Origin of the sequence: Pseudopedobacter beijingensis (assembly GCF_042678145.1) — a bacterium.
Taxonomy (GTDB): domain Bacteria; phylum Bacteroidota; class Bacteroidia; order Sphingobacteriales; family Sphingobacteriaceae; genus Pseudopedobacter; species Pseudopedobacter beijingensis.
The window spans coordinates 89,222-110,833 of sequence record NZ_JBHUDG010000020.1 but is presented as its reverse complement, the minus strand read 5'-3'; the positions used below and the strand labels follow the sequence as shown (position 1 = coordinate 110,833).

The 21,612-nt window shown below is 35.6% G+C and carries 33 protein-coding genes; 24 read left to right on the top strand and 9 right to left on the bottom strand.

What is annotated here, in order from left to right; translation table 11 throughout:
* Positions 1–34 precede the first annotated feature (34 nt).
* From rpmC to rplQ, 21 genes are all read left to right on the top strand, one after another.
* Positions 35–247 carry a 50S ribosomal protein L29 gene (gene rpmC, locus ACFSAH_RS13430; RefSeq protein ID WP_379663261.1) on the top strand — a complete coding sequence of 71 codons (213 nt, stop codon included), beginning with the start codon at positions 35–37 and terminating at the stop codon, positions 245–247.
* Positions 248–260: 13 nt separating this feature from the next.
* Positions 261–515 carry a 30S ribosomal protein S17 gene (rpsQ, locus tag ACFSAH_RS13425; protein WP_379663260.1) on the top strand — a complete coding sequence of 85 codons (255 nt, stop codon included), beginning with the start codon at positions 261–263 and terminating at the stop codon, positions 513–515.
* Positions 515–883 (top strand): 50S ribosomal protein L14, encoded by a 369-nt coding sequence (rplN, locus tag ACFSAH_RS13420; protein WP_379663259.1) that lies wholly within the window; start codon positions 515–517, stop codon positions 881–883. Before rpsQ ends, rplN begins: the two co-directional genes overlap by 1 nt.
* Before the next feature lies 1 nt (position 884).
* Positions 885–1,223, top strand: a complete 339-nt coding sequence (gene rplX / locus ACFSAH_RS13415) for a 50S ribosomal protein L24 (RefSeq protein ID WP_379663258.1) — start codon at positions 885–887, stop codon at positions 1,221–1,223.
* Positions 1,223–1,780, top strand: a complete 558-nt coding sequence (gene rplE / locus ACFSAH_RS13410) for a 50S ribosomal protein L5 (RefSeq protein WP_379663257.1) — start codon at positions 1,223–1,225, stop codon at positions 1,778–1,780. Before rplX ends, rplE begins: the two co-directional genes overlap by 1 nt.
* A gap of 2 nt (positions 1,781–1,782) precedes the next feature.
* The gene (gene rpsN, locus ACFSAH_RS13405) at positions 1,783–2,052 is read left to right on the top strand and encodes a 30S ribosomal protein S14 (RefSeq protein WP_379663256.1); all 270 of its coding nucleotides are present in this window, start codon (positions 1,783–1,785) and stop codon (positions 2,050–2,052) included.
* Between the two features lie 73 nt (positions 2,053–2,125).
* Positions 2,126–2,527: a 30S ribosomal protein S8 gene (rpsH, locus tag ACFSAH_RS13400; protein ID WP_379663255.1), complete on the top strand. Its 402-nt coding sequence runs from the start codon at positions 2,126–2,128 to the stop codon at positions 2,525–2,527.
* 15 nt (positions 2,528–2,542) lie between these two features.
* Positions 2,543–3,100: a 50S ribosomal protein L6 gene (gene rplF, locus ACFSAH_RS13395; RefSeq protein WP_379663254.1), complete on the top strand. Its 558-nt coding sequence runs from the start codon at positions 2,543–2,545 to the stop codon at positions 3,098–3,100.
* 5 nt (positions 3,101–3,105) lie between these two features.
* On the top strand, positions 3,106–3,462 hold the full coding sequence (rplR, locus tag ACFSAH_RS13390) for a 50S ribosomal protein L18 (RefSeq protein ID WP_379663253.1): 357 nt from the start codon (positions 3,106–3,108) through the stop codon (positions 3,460–3,462).
* Between the two features lie 12 nt (positions 3,463–3,474).
* Positions 3,475–3,993, top strand: coding sequence for a 30S ribosomal protein S5 (gene rpsE / locus ACFSAH_RS13385; protein ID WP_379663252.1), 519 nt, complete (start codon positions 3,475–3,477; stop codon positions 3,991–3,993).
* Between the two features lie 4 nt (positions 3,994–3,997).
* Positions 3,998–4,177: a 50S ribosomal protein L30 gene (rpmD, locus tag ACFSAH_RS13380; RefSeq protein ID WP_379663251.1), complete on the top strand. Its 180-nt coding sequence runs from the start codon at positions 3,998–4,000 to the stop codon at positions 4,175–4,177.
* Between the two features lie 5 nt (positions 4,178–4,182).
* Positions 4,183–4,629 carry a 50S ribosomal protein L15 gene (gene rplO, locus ACFSAH_RS13375; RefSeq protein ID WP_379663250.1) on the top strand — a complete coding sequence of 149 codons (447 nt, stop codon included), beginning with the start codon at positions 4,183–4,185 and terminating at the stop codon, positions 4,627–4,629.
* Between the two features lie 3 nt (positions 4,630–4,632).
* Positions 4,633–5,964 carry a preprotein translocase subunit SecY gene (gene secY / locus ACFSAH_RS13370; protein WP_379663249.1) on the top strand — a complete coding sequence of 444 codons (1,332 nt, stop codon included), beginning with the start codon at positions 4,633–4,635 and terminating at the stop codon, positions 5,962–5,964.
* A 7-nt stretch (positions 5,965–5,971) separates the two neighbouring features.
* Complete coding sequence (gene map, locus ACFSAH_RS13365; protein ID WP_379663248.1) at positions 5,972–6,754, top strand: type I methionyl aminopeptidase; 783 nt, start codon at positions 5,972–5,974, stop codon at positions 6,752–6,754.
* Positions 6,755–6,826: 72 nt separating this feature from the next.
* Complete coding sequence (infA, locus tag ACFSAH_RS13360) at positions 6,827–7,045, top strand: translation initiation factor IF-1 (RefSeq protein ID WP_013633164.1); 219 nt, start codon at positions 6,827–6,829, stop codon at positions 7,043–7,045.
* A 4-nt stretch (positions 7,046–7,049) separates the two neighbouring features.
* Complete coding sequence (gene rpmJ, locus ACFSAH_RS13355; protein WP_008506259.1) at positions 7,050–7,166, top strand: 50S ribosomal protein L36; 117 nt, start codon at positions 7,050–7,052, stop codon at positions 7,164–7,166.
* 30 nt (positions 7,167–7,196) lie between these two features.
* Positions 7,197–7,574, top strand: coding sequence for a 30S ribosomal protein S13 (gene rpsM / locus ACFSAH_RS13350; RefSeq protein ID WP_379663247.1), 378 nt, complete (start codon positions 7,197–7,199; stop codon positions 7,572–7,574).
* 16 nt (positions 7,575–7,590) lie between these two features.
* Positions 7,591–7,980: a 30S ribosomal protein S11 gene (gene rpsK, locus ACFSAH_RS13345; protein ID WP_379663246.1), complete on the top strand. Its 390-nt coding sequence runs from the start codon at positions 7,591–7,593 to the stop codon at positions 7,978–7,980.
* Between the two features lie 63 nt (positions 7,981–8,043).
* Positions 8,044–8,652, top strand: a complete 609-nt coding sequence (gene rpsD, locus ACFSAH_RS13340; protein ID WP_379663245.1) for a 30S ribosomal protein S4 — start codon at positions 8,044–8,046, stop codon at positions 8,650–8,652.
* Between the two features lie 78 nt (positions 8,653–8,730).
* Positions 8,731–9,723, top strand: a complete 993-nt coding sequence (locus tag ACFSAH_RS13335) for a DNA-directed RNA polymerase subunit alpha (protein WP_379663244.1) — start codon at positions 8,731–8,733, stop codon at positions 9,721–9,723.
* Between the two features lie 72 nt (positions 9,724–9,795).
* Positions 9,796–10,335, top strand: a complete 540-nt coding sequence (gene rplQ / locus ACFSAH_RS13330) for a 50S ribosomal protein L17 (protein WP_379663243.1) — start codon at positions 9,796–9,798, stop codon at positions 10,333–10,335.
* A 94-nt stretch (positions 10,336–10,429) separates the two neighbouring features.
* On the opposite strand, the gene ACFSAH_RS13325 is transcribed toward rplQ, so the two are convergent.
* Positions 10,430–11,314 carry a 1-aminocyclopropane-1-carboxylate deaminase/D-cysteine desulfhydrase gene (locus ACFSAH_RS13325; protein WP_379663242.1) on the bottom strand — a complete coding sequence of 295 codons (885 nt, stop codon included), beginning with the start codon at positions 11,312–11,314 and terminating at the stop codon, positions 10,430–10,432.
* A 47-nt stretch (positions 11,315–11,361) separates the two neighbouring features.
* Entirely contained in the window at positions 11,362–12,393 is a 1,032-nt protein-coding gene (locus tag ACFSAH_RS13320; RefSeq protein WP_379663241.1) for a DUF6588 family protein, read from the bottom strand.
* 201 nt (positions 12,394–12,594) lie between these two features.
* On the opposite strand from ACFSAH_RS13320, the gene ACFSAH_RS13315 reads away from it, so the two are divergent.
* On the top strand, positions 12,595–13,623 hold the full coding sequence (locus tag ACFSAH_RS13315) for an RluA family pseudouridine synthase (protein WP_379663240.1): 1,029 nt from the start codon (positions 12,595–12,597) through the stop codon (positions 13,621–13,623).
* Between the two features lie 24 nt (positions 13,624–13,647).
* On the top strand, positions 13,648–14,493 hold the full coding sequence (locus ACFSAH_RS13310; protein ID WP_379663239.1) for an aminotransferase class IV: 846 nt from the start codon (positions 13,648–13,650) through the stop codon (positions 14,491–14,493).
* A 122-nt stretch (positions 14,494–14,615) separates the two neighbouring features.
* Here ACFSAH_RS13310 and fmt read toward each other — a convergent pair whose 3' ends face one another.
* Entirely contained in the window at positions 14,616–15,530 is a 915-nt protein-coding gene (fmt, locus tag ACFSAH_RS13305) for a methionyl-tRNA formyltransferase (protein WP_379663238.1), read from the bottom strand.
* Positions 15,531–15,672: 142 nt separating this feature from the next.
* Between fmt and ACFSAH_RS13300 the strand changes: the two genes are divergently transcribed.
* On the top strand, positions 15,673–16,890 hold the full coding sequence (locus ACFSAH_RS13300) for an ABC transporter permease (protein WP_379663237.1): 1,218 nt from the start codon (positions 15,673–15,675) through the stop codon (positions 16,888–16,890).
* Positions 16,891–16,942: 52 nt separating this feature from the next.
* Here the strand turns inward: ACFSAH_RS13300 and ACFSAH_RS13295 are convergent, their stop codons facing one another.
* From ACFSAH_RS13295 to ACFSAH_RS13270, 6 genes are all read right to left on the bottom strand, one after another.
* A complete protein-coding gene (locus ACFSAH_RS13295; RefSeq protein WP_379663236.1) occupies positions 16,943–18,247 on the bottom strand; it encodes a porin family protein in 1,305 nt (434 codons plus the stop codon).
* Positions 18,231–18,797 (bottom strand): RNA polymerase sigma factor, encoded by a 567-nt coding sequence (locus ACFSAH_RS13290; RefSeq protein ID WP_379663235.1) that lies wholly within the window; start codon positions 18,795–18,797, stop codon positions 18,231–18,233. Before ACFSAH_RS13290 ends, ACFSAH_RS13295 begins: the two co-directional genes overlap by 17 nt.
* Before the next feature lie 19 nt (positions 18,798–18,816).
* Positions 18,817–19,230: a hypothetical protein gene (locus ACFSAH_RS13285; RefSeq protein ID WP_379663234.1), complete on the bottom strand. Its 414-nt coding sequence runs from the start codon at positions 19,228–19,230 to the stop codon at positions 18,817–18,819.
* Between the two features lie 86 nt (positions 19,231–19,316).
* Positions 19,317–20,105 carry a nucleoside triphosphate pyrophosphohydrolase gene (mazG, locus tag ACFSAH_RS13280; RefSeq protein WP_379663233.1) on the bottom strand — a complete coding sequence of 263 codons (789 nt, stop codon included), beginning with the start codon at positions 20,103–20,105 and terminating at the stop codon, positions 19,317–19,319.
* 18 nt (positions 20,106–20,123) lie between these two features.
* Entirely contained in the window at positions 20,124–20,615 is a 492-nt protein-coding gene (locus ACFSAH_RS13275; RefSeq protein ID WP_379663232.1) for a SixA phosphatase family protein, read from the bottom strand.
* Entirely contained in the window at positions 20,608–21,603 is a 996-nt protein-coding gene (locus ACFSAH_RS13270) for a glycosyltransferase family 9 protein (RefSeq protein ID WP_379663231.1), read from the bottom strand. Before ACFSAH_RS13270 ends, ACFSAH_RS13275 begins: the two co-directional genes overlap by 8 nt.
* Positions 21,604–21,612: the final 9 nt, after the last annotated feature.

Sequence of the window (21,612 nt, the reverse complement as noted above, 5' to 3'; positions counted from 1 at the left end):
CAAAGACAACTTTAACTAATAACTAATAACAAAAATGAAATACGCAGAAATATCAGCGCTGACTAACGAGGAAATCGTTGCCAAAATTCAGGAAGGAAGAGCTACGCTTACCAAGTTGAAATTTGCTCATGCAATTTCTTCTGTAGAGAATCCTTCCAGAATAACTAAGGCTAGAAAAGAAATAGCTCGCTTAAATACAGAATTATCTAAGCGCGAGGCTAAGGCAGCTTCTGAAAGTAACTCATAATTTTAGAGTCGACATGGAAAGAAAATTAAGAAAAACAAGAATTGGGTTAGTGGTAAGCAACAAAATGGAAAAATCTGTAGTTGTTGCTGTAGAGAGAAAGGTGAAGCACCCGATTTATGGTAAGTTCGTAAAAACGACTACCAAATTTATGGCTCATGACGAGAAAAATGATTGCGGTGTAGGTGATACCGTTTTGATCATGGAGACACGTCCTCTGAGTAAGAACAAAAACTGGAGATTAGTTGAAATTTTAGAAAGGGCTAAGTAATGATACAACAGGAATCACGATTAAACGTAGCCGATAACTCCGGAGCTAAAGAAGTTTTAGTTATCCGTGTGTTAGGTGGTACCCGCAAAAGATACGCTTCAATTGGTGATAAAGTGGTGGTAAGTGTTAAAGCAGCACTTCCATCCGGAAACATCAAGAAAGGTACAGTATCTAAAGCTGTGGTAGTTAGAACGAAAAAAGAAATCAGAAGAAAAGACGGTTCTTATATTCGTTTTGACGACAACGCGGCAGTATTGTTGAACAACCAGAACGAACCGAGAGGTACTCGTATCTTTGGTCCAGTAGCAAGAGAGTTGCGTGAAAAACAATTCATGAAAATTGTATCATTAGCACCGGAGGTATTGTAAAATGGAAAAGAAGACAACAACACCTAAGTTAAAAATCCGTAAAGGGGATTTAGTAAAGGTAATTGCTGGAGACTCTAAAGGTCAGCAAGGAAAAGTTTTAGAAGTATTGGTGAAAGATAACAGAGCTATTGTTGAAGGTCTTAACATGGTTTCTAAACATACAAAACCAAGTGCATCTAACCCTAACGGTGGTATTATTAAAAAAGAAGCCCCTATTAATATTTCTAATTTGATGTTGATTGATCCTAAGTCTGGAAAACCGACGAGAGTTGGTAGAGCTAAAAACTCTGAAGGAACTTTGGTTCGTATCGCAAAAAAATCTGGGGAGGAGATTAAGTAATGACTTATACACCAAGATTAAAAAGCAAATATAAAGAGGAAATCGTATCTGCTCTTAAGGAAAAATTCCAGTACAAGAGCGTTATGCAAGTTCCTAAGCTACAAAAGATAGCTATCAACCAAGGTGTTGGTGCTGGTGTTGCTGATAAAAAAGTAGTAGAATTCGCTATTTCAGAATTAACTACAATTACTGGTCAGCAAGCGGTAGCTGCTAAATCTAAAAAGGATATTTCGAACTTTAAATTACGTAAAGGAATGCCGGTTGGTGTTCGTGTAACTTTACGTGACAATCAAATGTATGAGTTCCTTGACCGTTTGGTAGCAGTAGCTTTACCTCGTATTCGTGACTTCAAAGGTATCAATGATAAAGGCTTTGATGGACAAGGTAACTATACGTTAGGTGTATCTGAGCAAATCATATTCCCTGAGATCAATATTGATAAAATCAATAAGATCCAAGGTATGGATATCACTTTTGTAACTAGTGCACAAACAGATGTTGAGGCATTAGAGTTACTAAAACAATTCGGTTTACCATTTAAAAATCAAAGTAAATAACAATGGCTAAAGAAGGAATAAAAGCTCGCGAAGTAAAACGTCAAAGACTAGTAGCTAAATTTGCTGCAAAGCGAGAAGAGTTGAAAGCGGCCGGCGATTATGCTGCTTTAGACAAATTGCCTAAAAATGCTTCTCCAGTACGTTTACACAACCGTTGTAAATTAACTGGACGTCCGAGAGGATATATGCGTCAGTTTGGTATTTCGCGTGTAACTTTCCGCGAAATGGCCTTAGCAGGCAAGATACCAGGAGTTAAAAAAGCAAGCTGGTAATAAAATAAAAAACTAAAAGATTTTTTTGTACTTTTGCAGTCCAAAAAAATCTTTTTATTTATATATAATAAAAATGTATACAGATCCAATAGCAGATTATCTTACAAGAGTAAGGAATGCCATCAAGGCCAACCATAGGGTTGTTGAAATTCCTGCATCAAACCTCAAAAAGGAAATCACAAAAGTACTTTTTGATAAAGGTTACATCACGAACTATAAGTTTGAGGATGACAGAAATACTCAAGGTGTTATTAAAGTAGCATTAAAGTATCATCCAATTACTAAAGTTCCTGCTATTCGCACTATTACAAGAGCGAGTAAACCAGGTTTGAGAAAGTATGCAGGTGTAAGTGCGATACCACGAGTATTAAACGGTTTAGGCATTGCAATTTTGTCTACTTCAAAAGGAGTTATGACAGATAAAGAAGCCAAACAATTGAATGTTGGTGGTGAAGTTTTATGTTACGTTTATTAATAGGAGGAGATAGAAATGTCAAGAATAGGAAAAGCCCCAATTTCAATTCCTTCTGGTGTTACCATTACGGTATCTAAAGATAACCAGGTAACGGTAAAAGGACCTAAGGGACAATTAAGCCAACAAGTAGATTCAGATATTACTGTTGAACAAGAGGAGGGAACTCTTTTGGTAAAACGTCCTTCAGATCAAAAACGTCATAAAGCTTTACATGGTTTATACAGAGCTTTAATCAACAACATGGTTGTAGGTGTTACAGAAGGTTATAAAATCACTCAAGAATTAGTGGGTGTAGGTTACAGAGCTTCTAATAATGGTAACATCTTAGACCTAGTTTTAGGTTTCTCTCACCACGTAGTTTTTGCATTACCGGAAGAAGTAAAAGTAACTACTACTTCAGAAAAAGGTAAAAACCCAACAATTACGTTGGAGTCAATCGATAAACAATTGATTGGTCAGGTAGCAGCAAAGATTCGTTCATTAAGAACACCAGAGCCGTATAAAGGTAAAGGTATCAAGTTTGTTGGTGAGACATTAAGAAGAAAAGCAGGTAAATCAGCATCTAAAAAATAATTGTAATGGCAGGAAAAGTTAAATTATCTCGTAGAGATAGAATAAAAAAAGGCATCAGAAAAAGAGTTTCTGGTTCTTCAGAGCGTCCTCGTTTATCTGTTTTTAGAAGCAACAAAGGAATTTACGCTCAGATCATTGATGATAATGCTGGAAAAACATTAGTTGCTGCTTCATCATTAGAAAAAGATTTTAGCGCAAACGGCACTAAGATAGAGCAATCTAAAGAGGTAGGTAAGAAAGTTGCTGAAAAAGCGGTTGCTGCAGGAATCACCCAAGTGGTTTTTGATAGAAATGGTTATTTATATCATGGACGTATCAAGTCATTGGCTGATGGTGCGCGTGAGGGAGGTTTAATCTTTTAATTTTAGAAGCAGATGTCAACTATCAATATAAAAAGAGTAAAAGCAAACGAGATTGAATTAAAAGATCGTTTGGTGAGCATCCAGCGTGTAGCTAAAGTTACCAAAGGTGGTCGTACTTTCAGCTTTTCTGCTATTGTAGTAGTAGGAGATGAAAATGGCGTTGTTGGTTTTGGTTTAGGTAAGGCTAAAGAGGTTACTGAGGCAATTGCTAAAGGTATCGATGATGCTAAGAAAAATTTGGTTAGAGTTCCGTTGATTAACGGTACTGTACCTCACGAACAAATAGGAAAATTCTCAGGTGGTAATGTTTTGATTAAACCAGCTGCGAATGGTACCGGAGTAATTGCGGGTGGAGCAATGAGGGCTGTATTAGAGTCGGCTGGTATTACAGATGTATTAGCTAAGTCAAAAGGCTCTTCAAACCCTCACAACGTTGTTAAAGCAACGGTAGCAGCTTTGGCTCAAATGAGAGATGCTCGTACGGTAGCACACCACAGAGGTGTTTCATTAAGTAAAGTTTTTAACGGATAATACGATGGCTAAGATCAAAATAACTCAGATTAAGAGCGTGATCGATAGAAGCGAGCGCCAAAAAAGAACTATCCAGGCTTTAGGGTTGAAAAAATTGAACCACAGCGTGGAAGTTGAAGCTACTCCGGCAATCATCGGAATGGTTAAAGCAGTAAATCATTTGGTAGCAATTGAAAAAATTTAATTACCATGAATTTAAGTAACTTAAAACCTGCAGAAGGTTCAATAAAAAATAAGAAAAGAATAGGACGTGGAACAGGTTCTGGCCGTGGTGGTACTTCTACTCGCGGACATAAAGGAGCTGGATCCAGATCTGGACATTCTACAAAAGTAGGTTTTGAAGGTGGACAGATGCCTTTACAACGTCGTGTTCCAAAAGTTGGCTTTAAAAATGCTAACAGAGTAGAATACGTAGGTGTGAACCTAGATGTTCTTCAAAGCTTAGTTGAGAAGTTTAATTTATCAACAGTTGATTTTGAAACGCTTAAAGACCACGGTTTGGTATCTAAAAATGATATCGTGAAAATTTTGGGAAGAGGCGAATTAAAAGCTAAATTAGAAGTTAAAGCACATGCATTTACAGCAACTGCACAAAAAGCTATTGAAGCTGCAGGCGGTTCTGTTGTTAAATTATAATGAATGAAGAAGCTGTTCACAACTTTATCCAATATTTGGAAAATTGAGGAATTAAGAGTGCGTATTTTATACACACTCTTAATTCTTTTGGTTTATAGAGTCGGGTCTTTTATAGTATTACCCGGTGTAGATCCCAGATCTCTTGAAGGAGAAGCAAAAGAAGGATTGCTAGGATTGCTTAACATGTTTGCAGGAGGTTCTTTCTCAAGAGCGTCTATTTTTGCATTAGGTGTTATGCCGTATATCTCTGCATCTATTGTTATCCAATTATTAGGAATTGCGGTTCCTTATTTCCAGAAGTTGCAGAAGGAAGGTGAAAGCGGAAGAAAGAAGACAACTCAAATTACACGTTATTTAACCATTGCTATTACTGCTTTGCAAGCTATTGGGTATGTGAAATCTCAAATACACGATAATGCAAGGTTAATAGATGAGCCTTTGTTTACCATCTCTTCAATGGTGGTATTAACAGCAGGTACTATGTTTGTAATGTGGATGGGAGAGAAGATTACCGATAAGGGTATCGGAAATGGTATCTCTTTATTGATTATGGTGGGTATTATTGCTCAATTACCGTATGGCATTTCAGCTGAGTTTATCAGCAGAAGTACAGGACAAGGAGGCTTAATCATGTTCTTTATTGAATTTGTAGCTTTGTTTGCGGTAATTATGTTTACTGTATTGATTATTCAGGGAACCAGAAAGATACCAGTGCAGTATGCGAAAAAGATTGTAGGTAATAAACAATACGGAGGTGTAAGACAGTATATCCCATTAAAGCTAAATGCAGCTGGGGTTATGCCTATTATCTTTGCACAAGCTATTATGTTTATTCCGTCTACTATCGGGCAATTTTTTCCAAGTGCACAATCATCGGTATTGGCCTCTTTTAGTGATTATACTTCATTAGCTTATAACTTAACGTTTGCAATATTAATCATCCTGTTTACCTTCTTTTATACGGCAATTACCATCAACCCAAATCAAATGGCTGATGATATGAAAAAGAATGGTGGATTTATTCCGGGAGTAAAACCAGGAAAAACAACAGCTGATTATATAGATGCTATCATTTCAAGGATAACTTTACCAGGATCTGTTTTCTTGGCAATCATTGCAATTATGCCTTCTTTGGCTATTATTTTGGGTATAAACTCTCAGTTTGCACATTTCTTCGGAGGGACATCTCTGTTGATTTTGGTTGCCGTAGTATTGGATACATTACAACAAATCGAAAGTTACCTTCTAATGCGTCATTATGATGGGTTAATGAAGACAGGTAGAATTAAAGGTCGTAGCGATGTAAGCGTTGCTTCTGCGGGCTCTGCGATTTAATTTTATTATGTCAAAAGTAATATTTAAAACTGCCGAGGAGATTGAACTAATCAGAGAGAGTTCTCTGTTAGTATCTAAAACCTTGGCAGAAATAGCAAAAGTTATTGCTCCGGGAGTTTCTACTATAAAGCTTAATAGTTTAGCTGAAGAGTTTATGAGGGACAACGGGGCAATACCTGCTTTTTTAAATTATCATGGCTTCCCATATTCATTGTGTATCTCTTTAAATGACCAGGTAGTACATGGCTTTCCAGGCAAGTACGAACTTAAAGATGGAGACATTGTTTCGGTGGATTGCGGAGTCATAAAAAACAAATTTTTCGGGGATTCTGCTTACACTTTTGCTGTTGGCGAAATTTCTGAAGAAGCTAAAAGACTGCTTCAAGTAACACAAGAATGTTTGCGCTTAGCGGTAGATAAAGCAGTAACTGGTAATAGAATAGGTGATATTGCTTATGCTTGCCAAGAACAGGCTGAATCTAATGGTTTTGGTGTGGTAAGGGAATTGGTTGGACATGGGGTAGGAAAAGAGCTTCATGAAAAACCTGAGGTTCCAAATTATGGTAAGCGCGGTTCGGGCATGAAATTACAGGAAGGAATGGTTATAGCTATAGAACCCATGATTAATTCGGGTAAGGCGGGAGTGAAGTTTTGGGATGATGGATGGACCGTTTCAACAATTGACGGAAAGTTGTCTGCTCACTTCGAACATACCGTTGCAATAGCTAAAGGAAAGCCGGATATTCTGTCAACTTTTAGTTACATTGAAGAAGTTATAAATAAAGTTTAAATTTGTAAAAAAAATTATTTAATTTTGCGTCCCGCTTTACGCGGTGTGATTTAAATAATATTTGGAAAATATATGGCTAAACAATCCTCTATAGAACAAGACGGAGTAATTAAAGAAGCATTATCTAATGCAATGTTTCGTGTTGAACTAGAGAACGGTCACGAGATCATAGCACATATTTCAGGTAAGATGAGAATGCACTATATCAAAATTCTACCTGGAGACCGTGTGAAATTGGAGATGTCTCCATATGACTTAACAAAAGGCAGAATAACTTATAGATATAAATAAGACAATGAAAGTTAGAGCATCAATCAAAAAGCGCAGCGCTGATTGCAAAATAATCCGTAGAAAAGGAAAATTATACGTGATTAACAAGAAAAATCCTAAGTATAAACAGCGTCAAGGTTAATCGTAATTTTAAACTATCAACAAATAATAAATGGCAAGGATAGCAGGTATAGATTTACCAAAAAACAAAAGAGGAGAGATCGGCCTTACTTATATTTTCGGAATTGGCAGAAAAACAGCTCAAGAGATCTTGACACAAGCTGGTATCAATTTCGATAAAAAAGTTCAAGAATGGACCGATGATGAATTAACAGCCATCCGTAACATTATTTCTGATTCTATCAAAGTTGAAGGTCAATTAAGATCAGAAGTTCAATTGAACATCAAACGTTTGATGGATATTGGTTGTTACAGAGGATTACGCCACAGAAAAGGGCTTCCATTACGTGGACAGAGGACTAAAAACAACTCACGTACTCGTAAAGGTAAGAGAAAAACTGTTGCGAATAAGAAAAAGGCTACTAAATAATAATTGATAGTAAGAAATGGCTAAGACAAAAAAAGTTACAAAAAAGCGTATAGTTGTAATTGAGCCAGTAGGCCAAGCACACATTAACGCTACTTTTAACAATATCATCATAACCATTACCAACAACCAAGGTCAGACTATCTCTTGGTCATCAGCTGGTAAACAAGGTTTTAAAGGTTCTAAGAAAAATACACCTTATGCTGCTTCGCAAGCTGCAACAGATTGCGGTAAAGTAGCTTACGATTTAGGTGTTCGTAAAGTTGAGGTTTTCGTAAAAGGTCCAGGTTCAGGTCGTGAGTCTGCTATCCGTACTTTGCAAAATGCAGGTATCGAGGTAACAACAATTAAAGATATCACTCCGCTGCCTCATAACGGATGTCGTCCTCCAAAAAGAAGAAGAGTTTAATAACAATTTTTAAAGATAAGATTCTCCTGATATAGTTGGGTAGATACTTTAAACAGATAAAAAATGGCAAGATATACAGGCCCTAAATCAAAAATTGCTCGTAAGTTCAGAGAGCCAATTTTTGGTCCAGACAAAGCATTAGAAAGAAAAAACTATCCTCCAGGTCAGCACGGACCTTCTAAAAGAAGAGGAAAGCAATCTGAATACTCTATTCAGTTAACAGAAAAGCAAAAAGTAAAATACACTTATGGTGTATTAGAGAAACAATTCTCTAACTTATTCAAAAAAGCATCTGCAAAAGGTGGTATCGCAGGTACTAACTTATTGCAATTGCTAGAAGCTCGTTTAGATAACGTAGTTTACCGTTTAGGTATTGCAACTACAAGATCTGCAGCTCGTCAATTGGTATCTCACAGACATATACTTGTGAATGGAGAATTAGTTAATATCCCTTCTTTTTCAGTAAGACCGGGTGATACTATCGAAGTTCGTGAGAGATCCAAATCTTTGGAAGTGGTAACAAACTCTGTAGCTGGACGTACTATTAACAAATACTCTTGGTTAGAGTGGGACGCTAAAAATTTAACAGGAAAATTTGTTCAATATCCTGATAGAGAGAGCATCCCTGAAAACATTAAAGAGAACTTAATCGTCGAGTTATACTCTAAATAATGATACTTTTAATTGCCAACTCTTGGGTTGGCAATTGGTTGTTTATCTAAGAATTAACGATAAAATACAAGGCAATAAATGGCAATTTTAGCATTTCAGAAACCTGATAAAGTTATTATGCAAAAATCTACGGATTTTGATGGAACGTTTGAATTTCGTCCATTAGAACCCGGATTTGGTGTTACTATAGGTAATGCTTTAAGAAGAATTTTGTTATCGTCTTTAGAAGGTTACGCGATTACCTCAGTAAGATTCTCAGGTGTATCTCACGAGTTTTCTACCATCAAAGGTGTAGCCGAAGATGTTGTAGATATCATCTTGAATCTTAAGCAAGTTCGTTTTAAAAAGACTGGCGAGTCTGGTGACTCTGAAAAAATCTTTGTAATCATCAACGGACAGGAAAGCTTCAAAGCTGGTGATATCACTAAGTTTTCGAACAATTTTGAGGTGTTAAACCCAGATTTTGTTGTTTGTAATATGGAAGCTTCTGTTACTTTAGAAATAGAACTTACAATTAACAAAGGAAGAGGTTACGTAGCAGCAGAAGAAAACAAAAATGCCGATGCAGCAGTTGGCGTTATTGCTATCGACTCTATTTATACGCCTATTAAAAATGTAAAGTATACAATTGAAAACTATCGTGTTGAACAAAAAACCGATTATGAAAAATTGTTACTTGATATTTCTACCGATGGATCTATCCATCCGGAAGATGCTTTGAAAGAGGCAGCAAAAATCTTGATTCAACACTTTATGTTATTCTCTGATGAGAATTTGGTGTTAGAATCACAAGCGAAAGAAGAAACTAAAGAAGTGGATGAGGAAGTATTGCACATGCGTAAAATCCTTAAAACTGAATTGGTAGATCTAGATCTTTCTGTTAGAGCTTTAAACTGTTTAAAAGCAGCGGATATCCGTTCTTTAGCAGATTTAGTTTCTTACGATGTGGCTGATATGTTGAAATTCAGAAACTTCGGTAAGAAATCTTTAACTGAGATTCAGGAGCTTGTAAAATCAAAAGGATTATCTTTTGGTATGAACTTGTCTAAATATAAGTTAGACGAGGAGTAATAAGAAAATGACGCATAATTCCCGGCTCGCCATAGGGGCTAGAGCTGACGGTATGCGCGAATAAATAAAACAATGAGACACGGAAAAAAAATTAATCATTTAGGACGTACAGACAGCCACAGAAAAGCAATGATGGCTAACATGTCTTCGTCTTTAATTTTACACAAACGTATTGTTACTACTTTGGCTAAAGCTAAAGCTTTACGTACTTATGTAGAGCCAATCTTAACCAAATCTAAAAACGATACAACGCATTCTCGTCGTACAGTTTTCTCTTTATTGCAAAACAAAGAGGTAGTTACTATCTTATTCCGCGAAGTTGCAGAGAAGATTGCTAACAGACCAGGTGGTTATACTCGTATCATTAAATTAGGAAATCGTCTTGGAGATAATGCTTCTATGGCTATTATCGAATTGGTAGATTTCAATACAGTATACGGTGCAGAAGCTAAAGTTGAGAAAAAAACTACTCGTAGAAGAGGTGGTAAAGCTAAAAAAGCTACTGAGACAGAAGAAGCTGTTGTAGTTGAAGAGACTCCAGTAGCAGAAGCTCCGGCAGAAGAGGTACAACCTGAAGCAGAAGATGCTGATGAAGCAAAAGAAGAAAAATAGTCTGCTTAAGATTATTTAATAACATAAAAAGCCCAATGAATTTTCATTGGGCTTTTTGTTTTAATAGAATTTATGTAAGTGAATACTAAGTTTGTTAAAATTTATCCAACATTCCTAAGATGCCAAAAATACCTCCTGTATGAACCATCAATATTTTAGAACCGGGCTTAAACAGGTCAGCATTGATAAGATCATATATTCCATAAATAACTTTACCCGTGTAAACAGGGTCTGTTAAAATACCGGTATTTTGTACGAATTGTTTGATGAATGCTATCAGTTCGGGTTTTGTTTTTGCATATCCACCAAAATGATAATTTTCATGAATAACATAGTTGATAGGTTTTTTTAGTAAACTATCTATTTCTTCTCTTAAAGCAGTAAATCCTTTTAATACCGGTATTACATGTAAAATGCTGGCTAAATTTTGTTCATTTATGCCATTTATAAGTCCGGCAGCTGTAGTTCCGGTTCCTGCAGCGCAGAAGATATAATCATATTGTTGTTGTAGTTCCTTTATGACCTCTCTACAGCCTTTTTCTGCCTCAGTACCTGCTCCGCCTTCATTGATGAAATAAGTGTCGCCTGTATTGCCAAAAGTTGTTTCATAAAGAACTTCTTTGTTTTTGTATGCTTCTCGGGAGACAAAGATTAATGTCATTCCAAATATTTTACACAAGGATAAAATCTCGTTATTTACTTCTTCTCCACGAATAAAGGCTGTGGTTTTGAAGCCAAATTTTGCACCAGCAGAAGCTAAAGCCAATATATGATTAGAATAGGTTCCACCAAAACTGACTAAGTGATTTTTACGTAGTTTGGTAGCTTTTTCAAGATTATATTTAAGTTTTCTCCATTTATTGCCAGATATAAATGGGTGGATTAAATCGTCTCTTTTTATAAACAGTTGTATTTGTTTTTCTTTTAAGAGAGGAAGATGTATTTCTTCTTCTGGGCTATATATGGTAAAGGGGAGCATTTAAAGGTAAAATTAATAGCTTATTTAGATTTTTAAAAGGTCTGTTATTATTTACCTATACCTAAACCAATACCAGCAGTAACTGCTCTATACTCGCCAATACTATAAGAACCATACAATCTCATATAAAACAGATGGAGAGCAAAACCTATATTTGCCCTCATACCGGAAATATCATTCTGTTTAATGCTTACCGGGTCGGTTAAGGTCTCTATTTTTTTACCAGCCGCCATTACTCTATATTCACCTAAAATACCAAGGTTGCTTTTTGCATTGTTGTAACCCACACTAACAAAAGGAGTAAAGAATGATAGTTTTTTGGATAGGATAGCATCAATATTATAACCATAAAATCGGGCTTCTAAACGCTGGTTAAGATTTATATTATGCTCTTCACCTACTTGTTTGTGAATGGCAATATTGTAATCGTAGTTTATCTGGTTGTAACCAACCGCAATAGCCAAATCAATAGGGATCACTTTTTCTGTTTTCCATGGAAGTAACTTAGTGATCTCTTTTTTTAACCCTATTCCCCATGAACTTACTTTTCCGTAATTATCTCCTCCAACTTTAGGAGTATATCTTAATGAAATTTCAGATTCTTTTACTAAACCAATAGTAAGCTGTACTTGTGGCGATGGCACCATGTTTATGCCTGTTCCAGGGGGAAGGTTGAAGTTTACACTGTTATCATTCTTTAACATAACAGTAGCCCCTGTTTCATTATTTCCAAAAGCAGTGGGAGTAAATGTTGTGGCGTTAAAAGCTTCAACGTTGGACAGATTTAATTTGTTGATGTCAAATGTTCTATCAGAAATTGGAACTATAGCTCCGGTAGCTTGTATTCTAAGGTCAAATCGGCCAGGAGCTTTAGCTCGCGCAGAATTAAACCAGGCACTATTCATCCCGTAACCAACTCCTCTAAAAAAAGGGTGGAGGTATGCTTGTGCGAGTTTGGCAGCATCAACTTTACCTGCTTGTACAAATTGCAATACATTGCCTTGTGCAGATGTTTTTTTGATAGATATAAAGGAAAGTATTAAAAAAAATGCAAGTTTATAAGAGTAGGTTTTTACCATGTTATCTGTTTTAGAAATTAATTCCTAAAGTAGATAGTTTTAATCAGATATGGGAAAAAATTAATTACAAACTTTAAGTTCTTCTTCAGCTTTGTCATAGTCGTAGATTTGTATTCACTAAGATTACGTTAAGAGTAGCAAAAGTGATACCACATATTAAACTTTTTTATATGAATCTTAAAATTAAAGTACTTTTGCAGTATGAACGAATTCGAAGATCACCTGGAAGCAGAAGAAAGCGATCTCTATGAGCATTTAAGAATAAAAGTAGATAAAGGCCAGTCTCTGCTCAGGATAGATAAATTTTTGATGGTTCGGGTAGAAAATGCCTCACGTAATAAAATTCAGAATGCTATAGAACAGGGAAATGTCCTTGTAAATGGACTTGCCGTGAAATCCAGTTATAAGGTAAAACCCTTTGATGATGTTTCTATTGTATTGCCACACCCGCCAAGGGATACCGAAATATATCCAGAAAATATTCCATTAAATATTATTTATGAGGATAATGACGTTGTATTAGTCAATAAAGAGGCAGGCATGGTAGTACATCCTGGTTATGGAAATTGGAATGGAACATTGGTAAATGCTTTAACCTATCATTTTACTCAGTTGCCTCAGTTACCGGGAAATGATGGCAGACCGGGATTGGTGCACCGTATAGATAAAGATACTTCGGGTATTTTGGTGATTTCGAAAAATGAGAAGTCAATGGCGTCATTGGCCAAACAGTTTTTTGATCACAGTATCAAGAGAAAATATGTGGCACTGGTGTGGGGCGATCTTGAAAACGAAGGAACAATTAGCGGGTATATAGGTCGTAGTGTTAAAGATCGTAAGGTGATGGATGTTTATAATGATGAAGAAAAGGGGAAATGGTCTGTAACACATTATAAAGTGTTGGAACGGTTTAATTATGTTACTTTGGTAGAATGTGAGTTGGAAACAGGAAGAACCCATCAAATAAGAGCTCATATGCGACATATAGGACATCCTTTATTTAACGATGCGATGTACGGAGGAGATAAAATACGAAAAGGAACAATATTTGCTAAATACAAACAGTTCATAGAAAATTGCTTTGAAATATTGCCAAGGCAGGCTTTACATGCTAAGTCGCTTGGTTTCACACACCCCAGCTCAAGAAAAGAGGTGTATTTTGAGAGTGAGCTTCCTGAAGACTTTAAAGGAGCGCTGGACAAATGGAGAGGATATATACAAAATCATTGATATAAAGAGGAGGATTAATCGTAGATGACGAAACGTTTTGTGAATTTTAATGGGGATATTTTTTTAGAGGATGATAAAGTCTTTACTCTTAAAAACAGGGCTTTCAGATATGGGGATGGTTTATTCGAAACTATAAGAATGTCTGGTGGAAAGTTGAATTTTCCTGAAATACATGCGGAAAGATTACATCGAGGAATGAAAACGCTTAAGATAGAAGGTTATTCGCACATGGATGCTTATTTTCTTAAGGAAAAAACGGAAGATTTAGCACGTAGAAATAAAATAGGGCAGAACGGAAGATTTAGATTGAGTGTTTTTAGAGACTCGGAAGGGTTGTATACACCAACAGATAATAAAAGTGCTTATGCTTTAGAGGCTACTGCTTTAGACTCACCTGTGTTTAAAATGAATAATCGTGGGTTAATTATGGATGTTTATGATGATATTCTTAAACCCATTAACAGACTGTCTAACCTAAAAACAAGTAGTGCGCTTCCTTTTGTAATGGCAGGATTATATAAACAACAACATCGATTAGATGAAGTTTTTATACTTAACCAGGCTGGCTTTTTATGCGAAAGTTTAAGCTCTAATGTGTTTCTGGTTTATAAGGGACAAATCTATACCCCTGCATTAAGTGAAGGCTGTGTAGCAGGTGTAATGCGTCAGGTAGTTATTAATCTGGCCGCAGAACATCAGCTGGATATTATAGAAGCACAAATAAACCCAGAGATATTAAATGAGGTTGAAGAAGTGTTTATTACCAATGCAATTAACGGAATACAGTGGGTGATGGGATTTAATAGAAAACGCTATTTTAATGAAGTGTCTAAAATGCTTCTGGAAAAATTGAATGGTTTTAGGGGATAAATAGTTCTCTGTAATTTCTAACTATTACTTTTCTTAAAATGAGGTATTGAGATAGGAATTTCCTGATGATTAGGGGATTTCTATCTCAATACTTTTCTGTACAAATTTAAAGGTTTTATAACTTACAATTTTATACCCCTTAAAAATTCGTCTATTTGCATTCTTTTTTTACCCTCCAGTTGAAGTTCTTTAATGGAAATAAAACCATCGCTGGTCGCAAACTTTAAATAGTGTTTGTTGTCTGTTTCGTATTCGCCAGGATTTTTATGCGGATTAGCTAATTCCTTTTCAGCTTTAAATACTTTAAGGTTTTTACCATTTAAGGTAGTAAAAGCGGTAGGGTAGGGACTCATTCCCCTGATGAGGTTAAAAATACGTTGCGTACTATCATCCCAAACTATTTCGCAATCTTCTTTATATATTTTTGGAGCATGTTTTAATATGGTATCATCAAAAGAACTTTGAGGGATTTCTTTATAATTATCGTTGGCTATAGCATCTACAGTTTTTACAAGTAATTGCGAACCAATACTCATCAATTCGTCATGCAAATCACCGGCAGTCATACCTTCGTTAATGCTAACTTTCTCAGAAAAAATAATATCACCAGTATCTATCTCGTGTTTGAGGAAAAAAGTAGTTACACCAGACTCTACCTCTCCATTGAGAATAGCCCAATTTATAGGTGCTGCGCCTCTGTATTGAGGTAAAAGTGATGCATGAAGATTTATAGTTCCTTTTGGTGGCATATCCCATACAGCTACCGGAAGCATTCTGAAAGCGACTACTACCTGTAGTTCTGCATTTAAAGATTTTAATTCGTCTAAAAATAGTTGGTCTTTAAGCTTAACGGGCTGTAATACTTTCAGGTTGTTAGCAACAGCATATTTTTTTACGGCAGATTCCGAAACCTTTTGCCCTCTTCCAGAAGGTTTATCTGGAGCGGTAACAACGCCAACAACATCATGCCCAGCTTTTACAAGCGCATCTAATGAAGCTACTGCAAAATCCGGGGTTCCCATAAATACTATTCTCATATCTGTAATTTGAATATTGGAATTATTTGTGTTTTACTTATTAATTATACCTATTGCAAGGTAGTTTTGTGGTATTTACCCTAATTTTTATATTTTGGGTAAATGGTTGCATATTTGTGTGGTAAAAATAAATAAAAAACGTTTGAATCTCGGACTCTTTATCGCAAGAAGAATTTCATTCAATTCTGAGCGCACTTTTTCTAAATTAATCGTTCGTATAGCTATAGCCGGTATTATGTTGGGGCTAAGTGTTATGTTGCTATCTATTGCAGTAATGAAAGGTTTTAAGAACGAAATCAGAGATAAAGTTAGAGGCTTTAATGGCGATATTCAAGTTCAGAAATATGACCTTAATTCATCTTATGAAAACTCCCCTATAACCATTACTACAGATACTCTACAGAATCTGAAAAAGGTTCAGAATATCAGAAACATGGTTCCCTATGCCACAAAGCCAGGAATTATCAAAACTGATAATGAGGTAGAAGGCGTAGTTTTTAAAGGGATAGGAGCGGATTATGATTGGAAATATTTTAACAAAATTATTGTAGAAGGTAAAGGGATAGATTTTAAAGCAGAAAATGCAAACCAGCAGATTATTATATCTGATAACATGGCAAAGAGGCTGCAATTGAAGGTGGGTGATAGCTTCTTAATGTATTTTGTTCAGGAATCTTTGCGCAAAAGAAAGTTTGAGATTGTAGGAATTTATAATACCGGTGTTGAAGAGATTGATAAAACTTTTGTTGTTGGAGATATTAATCTGGTCCGGAGGTTAAATAAGTGGGAAGATGGGCAGGTTGGCGGCTACGAGGTTAGGGTTAACAATTTTGATGAACTGGAGTGGACAGCGATGGATATGGGAGATTTGCTGCCTATGACAATTAAGGCTATGCCTATTACAGATATTTACACTACTATTTTTGACTGGCTATCTTTACTTGATGTAAATGCGCAAGTGGTTTTGATATTGATGCTAATTGTAGCTGTCATTAATATGATATCGGCATTACTGATTATGATCCTGGAAAGAACTACTATGATAGGTTTACTGAAAGCGTTAGGATCTTCTAATTGGGAGATAAGAAAGATTTTTCTTTATAATGCGGCTTATCTTGTAGTTATAGGTCTGATTTTAGGAAATATTTTAGGATTGGGAATAGGATATTTTCAGTTTTATACCCATTTTTTTAAACTGGATGAAGCTTCTTATTATATGAGTTTTATTCCTATTTATTTTCAATGGCAAGATATCTTGTTAATTAACGTAGGAACGGTTGCTATTTGTTTACTGGTACTTCTGATTCCTTCTATGCTGGTAAGTAATATATCGCCCATAAAATCGCTGTCATTTAAATAATGATGAAGCGTAAACTGAATTACAGATTGTTTAATAGCTTAAGGAGAAACCATTATTTAAACAGTTTTTTGTTGAGGTAGAGTTTCATGCTAACTCCGCCAGAACCAAGCTCCAGTCTTTCTTGTCCAAGACTTTTTAAAGGATATTTAACAAAGGGTTCTATAGATAAAGTTGTCACGTCTTTTAAAGGGAAACTCAGTCCCATGGAGAAATTGACGCTTCTGGCAAACTGGAAGTTTGATAAAGGACTTTTAGCATATTCTTCTGTCATTGATAGATTTTGCGTTTCTACCCCATCAAAACCATAATTTAGTACAGAAAAGTTGTTGAAATATTTTTCGTTCATTAAAGCATAAGAACTTAATCCAGAACTTACAAACCAGTTCACTTTTCTATTATTACTGCTATATTTTATGTTTAATGGAATATCCAAACCTACCAATTTGGCATTGGTAAATTGTCCGTTTATTACCGAACCTATTGTATTGGTTAATGCCATTGCATTTTGGGCATTGTCCAACGGTCTCGAGAAGTCTATGGGGTGCTCAAAAGAACTTGTTTGTCTGTTTACATTAATACCGGAATGTACTGAAAAATGTTTGGATAACTTGTATTCCGAAACAACACCAATAGCAATGTTAATCTCATCGTTAAGTCCCATTTTAGAGAAATTCATGAATGTTGAAGCATCTAAGGCAAAATTCAGATTCTTCAGTTTCATCTTTAGCTCCTGTTTATTGTTCTTTTGGGCTGTGTACGAAAAATAAGGATTTGAATTGGTAAATATCTCTGAGAATAAAGGACGTTCTGTTGGTTCTTCGAGTATCAGATTGGCGGCGTCTTTTTGTAAAGATGCTGTGGTATTGATATGCTCAATATGAATAGGGGCTAGTTTTATACTGTCTGCAAAAATAACTGTCTGCTCTGTAAGCGGTTCTATGTGGGCGAGTACATGCTCTTCTGCTTTTACATGAGTATTGGAAGTACTGTTCTCTATTATATTGTGTTTTGCTGGTGCAGTTTGCTTTACAGAACTCTTTCCTACCGCAGGTTTTTCTGCATTGGCTGTGGTTTCTATATCTGTTGAAGCTATGTCATTGTTTTTTTTGTAGAGAACAATTTCAGATGTTTCAGATAGGCGGTTTCCTTGTTCGGTGATACCATTATTCGTGAATAAGAAAAACAACAGAGAAGCGGCTATTCCACTGGGAACGCTCCACATGAAGAAGATTTTTCTTTTTTTATTGCGAACTTTTTTTTGGAAACTAAGCCAACCGTTATGAGACATGCCGTCATCATAAGCGTCAAAAGTATCTTTTATATGATCTCTTAAAACTTTATCAAACTGCTCTTTCATGATCTAAAAATCTGCTGTTCACCAATTTCCTTAACTTATCTTTTGCTCTTGATAAATAGACTCTTGAGCTGCTGGATGGTATTTCTAAAATATCTGATATTTCTTCATGCGAATATCCATCAATTTCATAAAGGTTAAACACCACTTTATGTATTTCGGGTAATAAATCTAACAGTTTGAGGATATCTTCTGCATTTATTTTTGCAATGGCATGGAAGTCTACGGGCTTTTCTTCTGCATATTCTATGTCCAGGGCATTGGAATGCTTTAAGTTTTTTCTTCTGTTATCTATAGAAGAATTGACTACAATTTGCCTGAACCAGGGTTTTATTAATCTATGATCCTCAAATGTTTTTATTGTTTTAAATAATTTAATGAAAGAATCGTTAACAGCTTCTAAGGCATCATCTCTATTAATACAGTAACGTAGGGATATACTCATAGCATAGGCATAAAAACGCTTATAAAGAGCTTCTTGAGCTTTATAGTCGTCTTTACGGCACTTATTGATCAATTCCTGATCGCTTAACCCGCTATAAGGACCCTTCATTAACGATATGTTTATATATTTACTGTCTCTTTAATATGTAAATGTACTTATAATTATTTTCTCCGTTTTTTGTTAACGTAATTTCTTGTTTATTGCTTGATAAATCAAAATCTCCGCTGAATATCAGATTCCAGTCAAAATCTGCGGTCCACATATTTTCGTCATGAAAGGTAACTTGATTGTCTTTTAATATAAAGGTACCACTGCTATGTTTCATGGGCGAATTGTCTAAAGGTTCGAACTCAAACCGACCTTTATCTAATTTCAAAGTAAAAGAAGTAGAGGTGTAATTTTGAGGAAGATTTTTAGTGTAAAAAGTTCCTTCATACGTTCTGTCTTTAGCAAGAGGATTCTCCCTGTCGCAAGCTACAAACGCCACAAACAAAAGCATTAAAGTAGCAAAAGTGTAAGATTGTAGATTGTTTAGATACATAAGTGTTGCCTTTTAAGGCAATACGTTTGCAAAAACAATTATGATACAGATGGATGAAAGAAAAAAGGATCTGCTACAAGTATGGTTTAGTGTTTTTTAGCTTCGTTCCAAAATATATCCATTTCTGCCAGTGTCATATCCTGAAGTTGCTTGCCAGATTCTTTGGCTTTTTCTTCAAGGTATTGAAAACGTTTGATGAATTTTTTATTGGTTTTTTCTAGTGCATTCTCTGGATTAATATCTATAAATCTGGCATAGTTTATCAAAGAAAATAAAACATCTCCAAATTCAGATTCTGCCTTATCCAAATCAATTTGTTCTTTATGAAACTCTTCTTTAAACTCGTTAAGTTCTTCTTCTACTTTTTCCCATACCTGTTGCCTGTTATCCCAGTCGAAACCTACTCCTCGGGCTTTTTCCTGTATTCTGGAGGCTTTGATTAAGGCAGGTAAAGAAGAAGGAACTCCACCTAATACCGATTTGTTTCCTTCTTTTAGTTTTATTTTTTCCCAGTTTTGTTTTACAGCTTCTTCTGTGTCGGCTTTGGTATCTCCATAAATATGGGGATGTCTGTTAATCAGCTTTTCGCAGATACTGTTAAGAACATCTGTGATATCAAAATCTTTTGTTTCAGAGGCTATTTTAGCGTAAAAAACAAGATGTAGCATCACATCGCCAAGCTCTTTCTTAATTTCCTGCATATCTTTATCTAAAATAGCATCAGAAAGCTCGTATGTTTCTTCTATGGTTAAATGCCTCAGCGATTCTAAGGTCTGTTTTTTATCCCATGGACATTTATCTCTTAAATCATCCATAATCTGAAGAAGACGAGAGAAAGCAGTGGTAGGTAGCTCTTGTTTTTCGAAAATATCCATAGTACAAAATTAAGAAATCTATTTTTCTGGTCTATAAACCGTTTTAACTTCTGCGGTTCCAGAACTTAGCATTTTCCAGTCGTTAAAAGGGAATTCTAAAAGCACTGTTCCTGCCGGAGGCAGGCTAATAAGTGGTTTTCCTAAAAAATAATTAATAATATCTGAAACTCCCGGATTATGCCCAACAATGGCTACAAGTTGGTGCTTATTATCTAATTCAGTAGTTAGTTTAAAAATATCTTTGTAAGAAGCTTCGTAAATCTGGTCCGTTAGAGAGATTTTATCTTCAGGTAAGCATAATACTTTGTTAATGATTTTCCATGTTTTGCGTGTTCTTTTCGCGGCGCTGCAAACTACAAAATCTGGTAAAATGTTTTCTTTTTTTAGAAAATGCCCCAGATTATCTGCTTCTGTTTCTCCTCGTTTTTCCAGCGGTCGGTCAAAGTCCGAAGATACATCTTCCGGCCATGCTGCTTTAGCATGTCTGATAATTAAAAGTTGCTTATTCATAAGATGAGATGGTATTTATGTAGTCGGAAACTTTTGCTTCATCAATTTTGTTCATGCAGTTGAAATGTTCTAACGGACATTTTTCTAAACCAAATTTAGAACAGGGACGGCAGGGGAGATCTACATCAACAATGAAAGAGTTTTTTATTTTGTAAGGATGTACTCCTAAAAGTTCCGGAGTGGTTCCTCCCCAAATAGAAGCTAAAGGTTTGTCAAAAGCTTCCGATATATGGGTTAAGCCGGTATCGAAGCCAATAACATTGCTTGCCTTAGAAACAACATATACTGATTGGTCAAGGTTGATTTTTCCGCAGGTATTGTATATTTTCTGACCTATAGCTTTTTCTATCTTTAGGGCATTTTCCTGGACGTCATTTCCTCCGAGCAGTACAATGGGATTTTGAATGTTATTGCATATTTTGATGATTTTTTCGACAGGTAACCGTTTGGTGAAATGTGTGGCACCTATAATAAATGCAGTATAACTTGCAGCGTGACTGCCGGGTACTAAATCTTCTATTTTGTAGTTGCCATTGATGTAATAATCTATAGGCTTGTTGTCGTTGATAACACCTAGCGGTTTTACAGCGGCCAGATAACGATCTACCAAATGGCGGGGATCAATAAATTTTGCAGATTTAAATTTAAGTGCCAGCCATTTTTTTATGCGTTCCTTTTTATAGGTATATGCTTTTATGCCTGTTGCTAATTTTATAATTGTAGTTCTTAAGTTGGTATGAAGATCAACGATACAATCAAAATTTTCGGCCTTGATATCACGGATGGTATCTTTTAATTTAGGTTTAAGAATATGAAGTTTATCCAAATATGGATTATTGTTGTATATATACTTAAACTGTGTTTTTGTAAGAAAATGGATTTCTGCATTGGGAATTTGCTGCTTTAGACAACGGACAACGGGTGTGGTGTATATAATATCACCCATAGAACTAAAGCGTATTACCAATATCTTTTTTTTCTTTTCCAATATGCAGAT

Coding starts and splice junctions, on each gene's coding strand:
- rpsM (WP_379663247.1), top strand. CDS start 7,197: ATGGCAAGGATAGCAGGTATAGATTTACCAAAAAACAAAAGAGGAGAG.
- rplE (WP_379663257.1), top strand. CDS start 1,223: ATGACTTATACACCAAGATTAAAAAGCAAATATAAAGAGGAAATCGTA.
- rplX (WP_379663258.1), top strand. CDS start 885: ATGGAAAAGAAGACAACAACACCTAAGTTAAAAATCCGTAAAGGGGAT.
- ACFSAH_RS13295 (WP_379663236.1), bottom strand. CDS start 18,247: ATGAAAGAGCAGTTTGATAAAGTTTTAAGAGATCATATAAAAGATACT.
- fmt (WP_379663238.1), bottom strand. CDS start 15,530: ATGAGAATAGTATTTATGGGAACCCCGGATTTTGCAGTAGCTTCATTA.
- ACFSAH_RS13320 (WP_379663241.1), bottom strand. CDS start 12,393: ATGGTAAAAACCTACTCTTATAAACTTGCATTTTTTTTAATACTTTCC.
- rpsH (WP_379663255.1), top strand. CDS start 2,126: ATGTATACAGATCCAATAGCAGATTATCTTACAAGAGTAAGGAATGCC.
- ACFSAH_RS13335 (WP_379663244.1), top strand. CDS start 8,731: ATGGCAATTTTAGCATTTCAGAAACCTGATAAAGTTATTATGCAAAAA.
- infA (WP_013633164.1), top strand. CDS start 6,827: ATGGCTAAACAATCCTCTATAGAACAAGACGGAGTAATTAAAGAAGCA.
- rpmD (WP_379663251.1), top strand. CDS start 3,998: ATGGCTAAGATCAAAATAACTCAGATTAAGAGCGTGATCGATAGAAGC.
- ACFSAH_RS13310 (WP_379663239.1), top strand. CDS start 13,648: ATGACGAAACGTTTTGTGAATTTTAATGGGGATATTTTTTTAGAGGAT.
- rpsE (WP_379663252.1), top strand. CDS start 3,475: ATGTCAACTATCAATATAAAAAGAGTAAAAGCAAACGAGATTGAATTA.
- rplQ (WP_379663243.1), top strand. CDS start 9,796: ATGAGACACGGAAAAAAAATTAATCATTTAGGACGTACAGACAGCCAC.
- ACFSAH_RS13315 (WP_379663240.1), top strand. CDS start 12,595: ATGAACGAATTCGAAGATCACCTGGAAGCAGAAGAAAGCGATCTCTAT.
- map (WP_379663248.1), top strand. CDS start 5,972: ATGTCAAAAGTAATATTTAAAACTGCCGAGGAGATTGAACTAATCAGA.
- rpmJ (WP_008506259.1), top strand. CDS start 7,050: ATGAAAGTTAGAGCATCAATCAAAAAGCGCAGCGCTGATTGCAAAATA.
- rplN (WP_379663259.1), top strand. CDS start 515: ATGATACAACAGGAATCACGATTAAACGTAGCCGATAACTCCGGAGCT.
- rpmC (WP_379663261.1), top strand. CDS start 35: ATGAAATACGCAGAAATATCAGCGCTGACTAACGAGGAAATCGTTGCC.
- ACFSAH_RS13285 (WP_379663234.1), bottom strand. CDS start 19,230: ATGTATCTAAACAATCTACAATCTTACACTTTTGCTACTTTAATGCTT.
- rpsQ (WP_379663260.1), top strand. CDS start 261: ATGGAAAGAAAATTAAGAAAAACAAGAATTGGGTTAGTGGTAAGCAAC.
- rplR (WP_379663253.1), top strand. CDS start 3,106: ATGGCAGGAAAAGTTAAATTATCTCGTAGAGATAGAATAAAAAAAGGC.
- ACFSAH_RS13325 (WP_379663242.1), bottom strand. CDS start 11,314: ATGCTCCCCTTTACCATATATAGCCCAGAAGAAGAAATACATCTTCCT.
- ACFSAH_RS13275 (WP_379663232.1), bottom strand. CDS start 20,615: ATGAATAAGCAACTTTTAATTATCAGACATGCTAAAGCAGCATGGCCG.
- rpsN (WP_379663256.1), top strand. CDS start 1,783: ATGGCTAAAGAAGGAATAAAAGCTCGCGAAGTAAAACGTCAAAGACTA.
- ACFSAH_RS13290 (WP_379663235.1), bottom strand. CDS start 18,797: ATGAAGGGTCCTTATAGCGGGTTAAGCGATCAGGAATTGATCAATAAG.
- mazG (WP_379663233.1), bottom strand. CDS start 20,105: ATGGATATTTTCGAAAAACAAGAGCTACCTACCACTGCTTTCTCTCGT.
- rpsK (WP_379663246.1), top strand. CDS start 7,591: ATGGCTAAGACAAAAAAAGTTACAAAAAAGCGTATAGTTGTAATTGAG.
- secY (WP_379663249.1), top strand. CDS start 4,633: ATGAAGAAGCTGTTCACAACTTTATCCAATATTTGGAAAATTGAGGAA.
- rpsD (WP_379663245.1), top strand. CDS start 8,044: ATGGCAAGATATACAGGCCCTAAATCAAAAATTGCTCGTAAGTTCAGA.
- rplF (WP_379663254.1), top strand. CDS start 2,543: ATGTCAAGAATAGGAAAAGCCCCAATTTCAATTCCTTCTGGTGTTACC.
- rplO (WP_379663250.1), top strand. CDS start 4,183: ATGAATTTAAGTAACTTAAAACCTGCAGAAGGTTCAATAAAAAATAAG.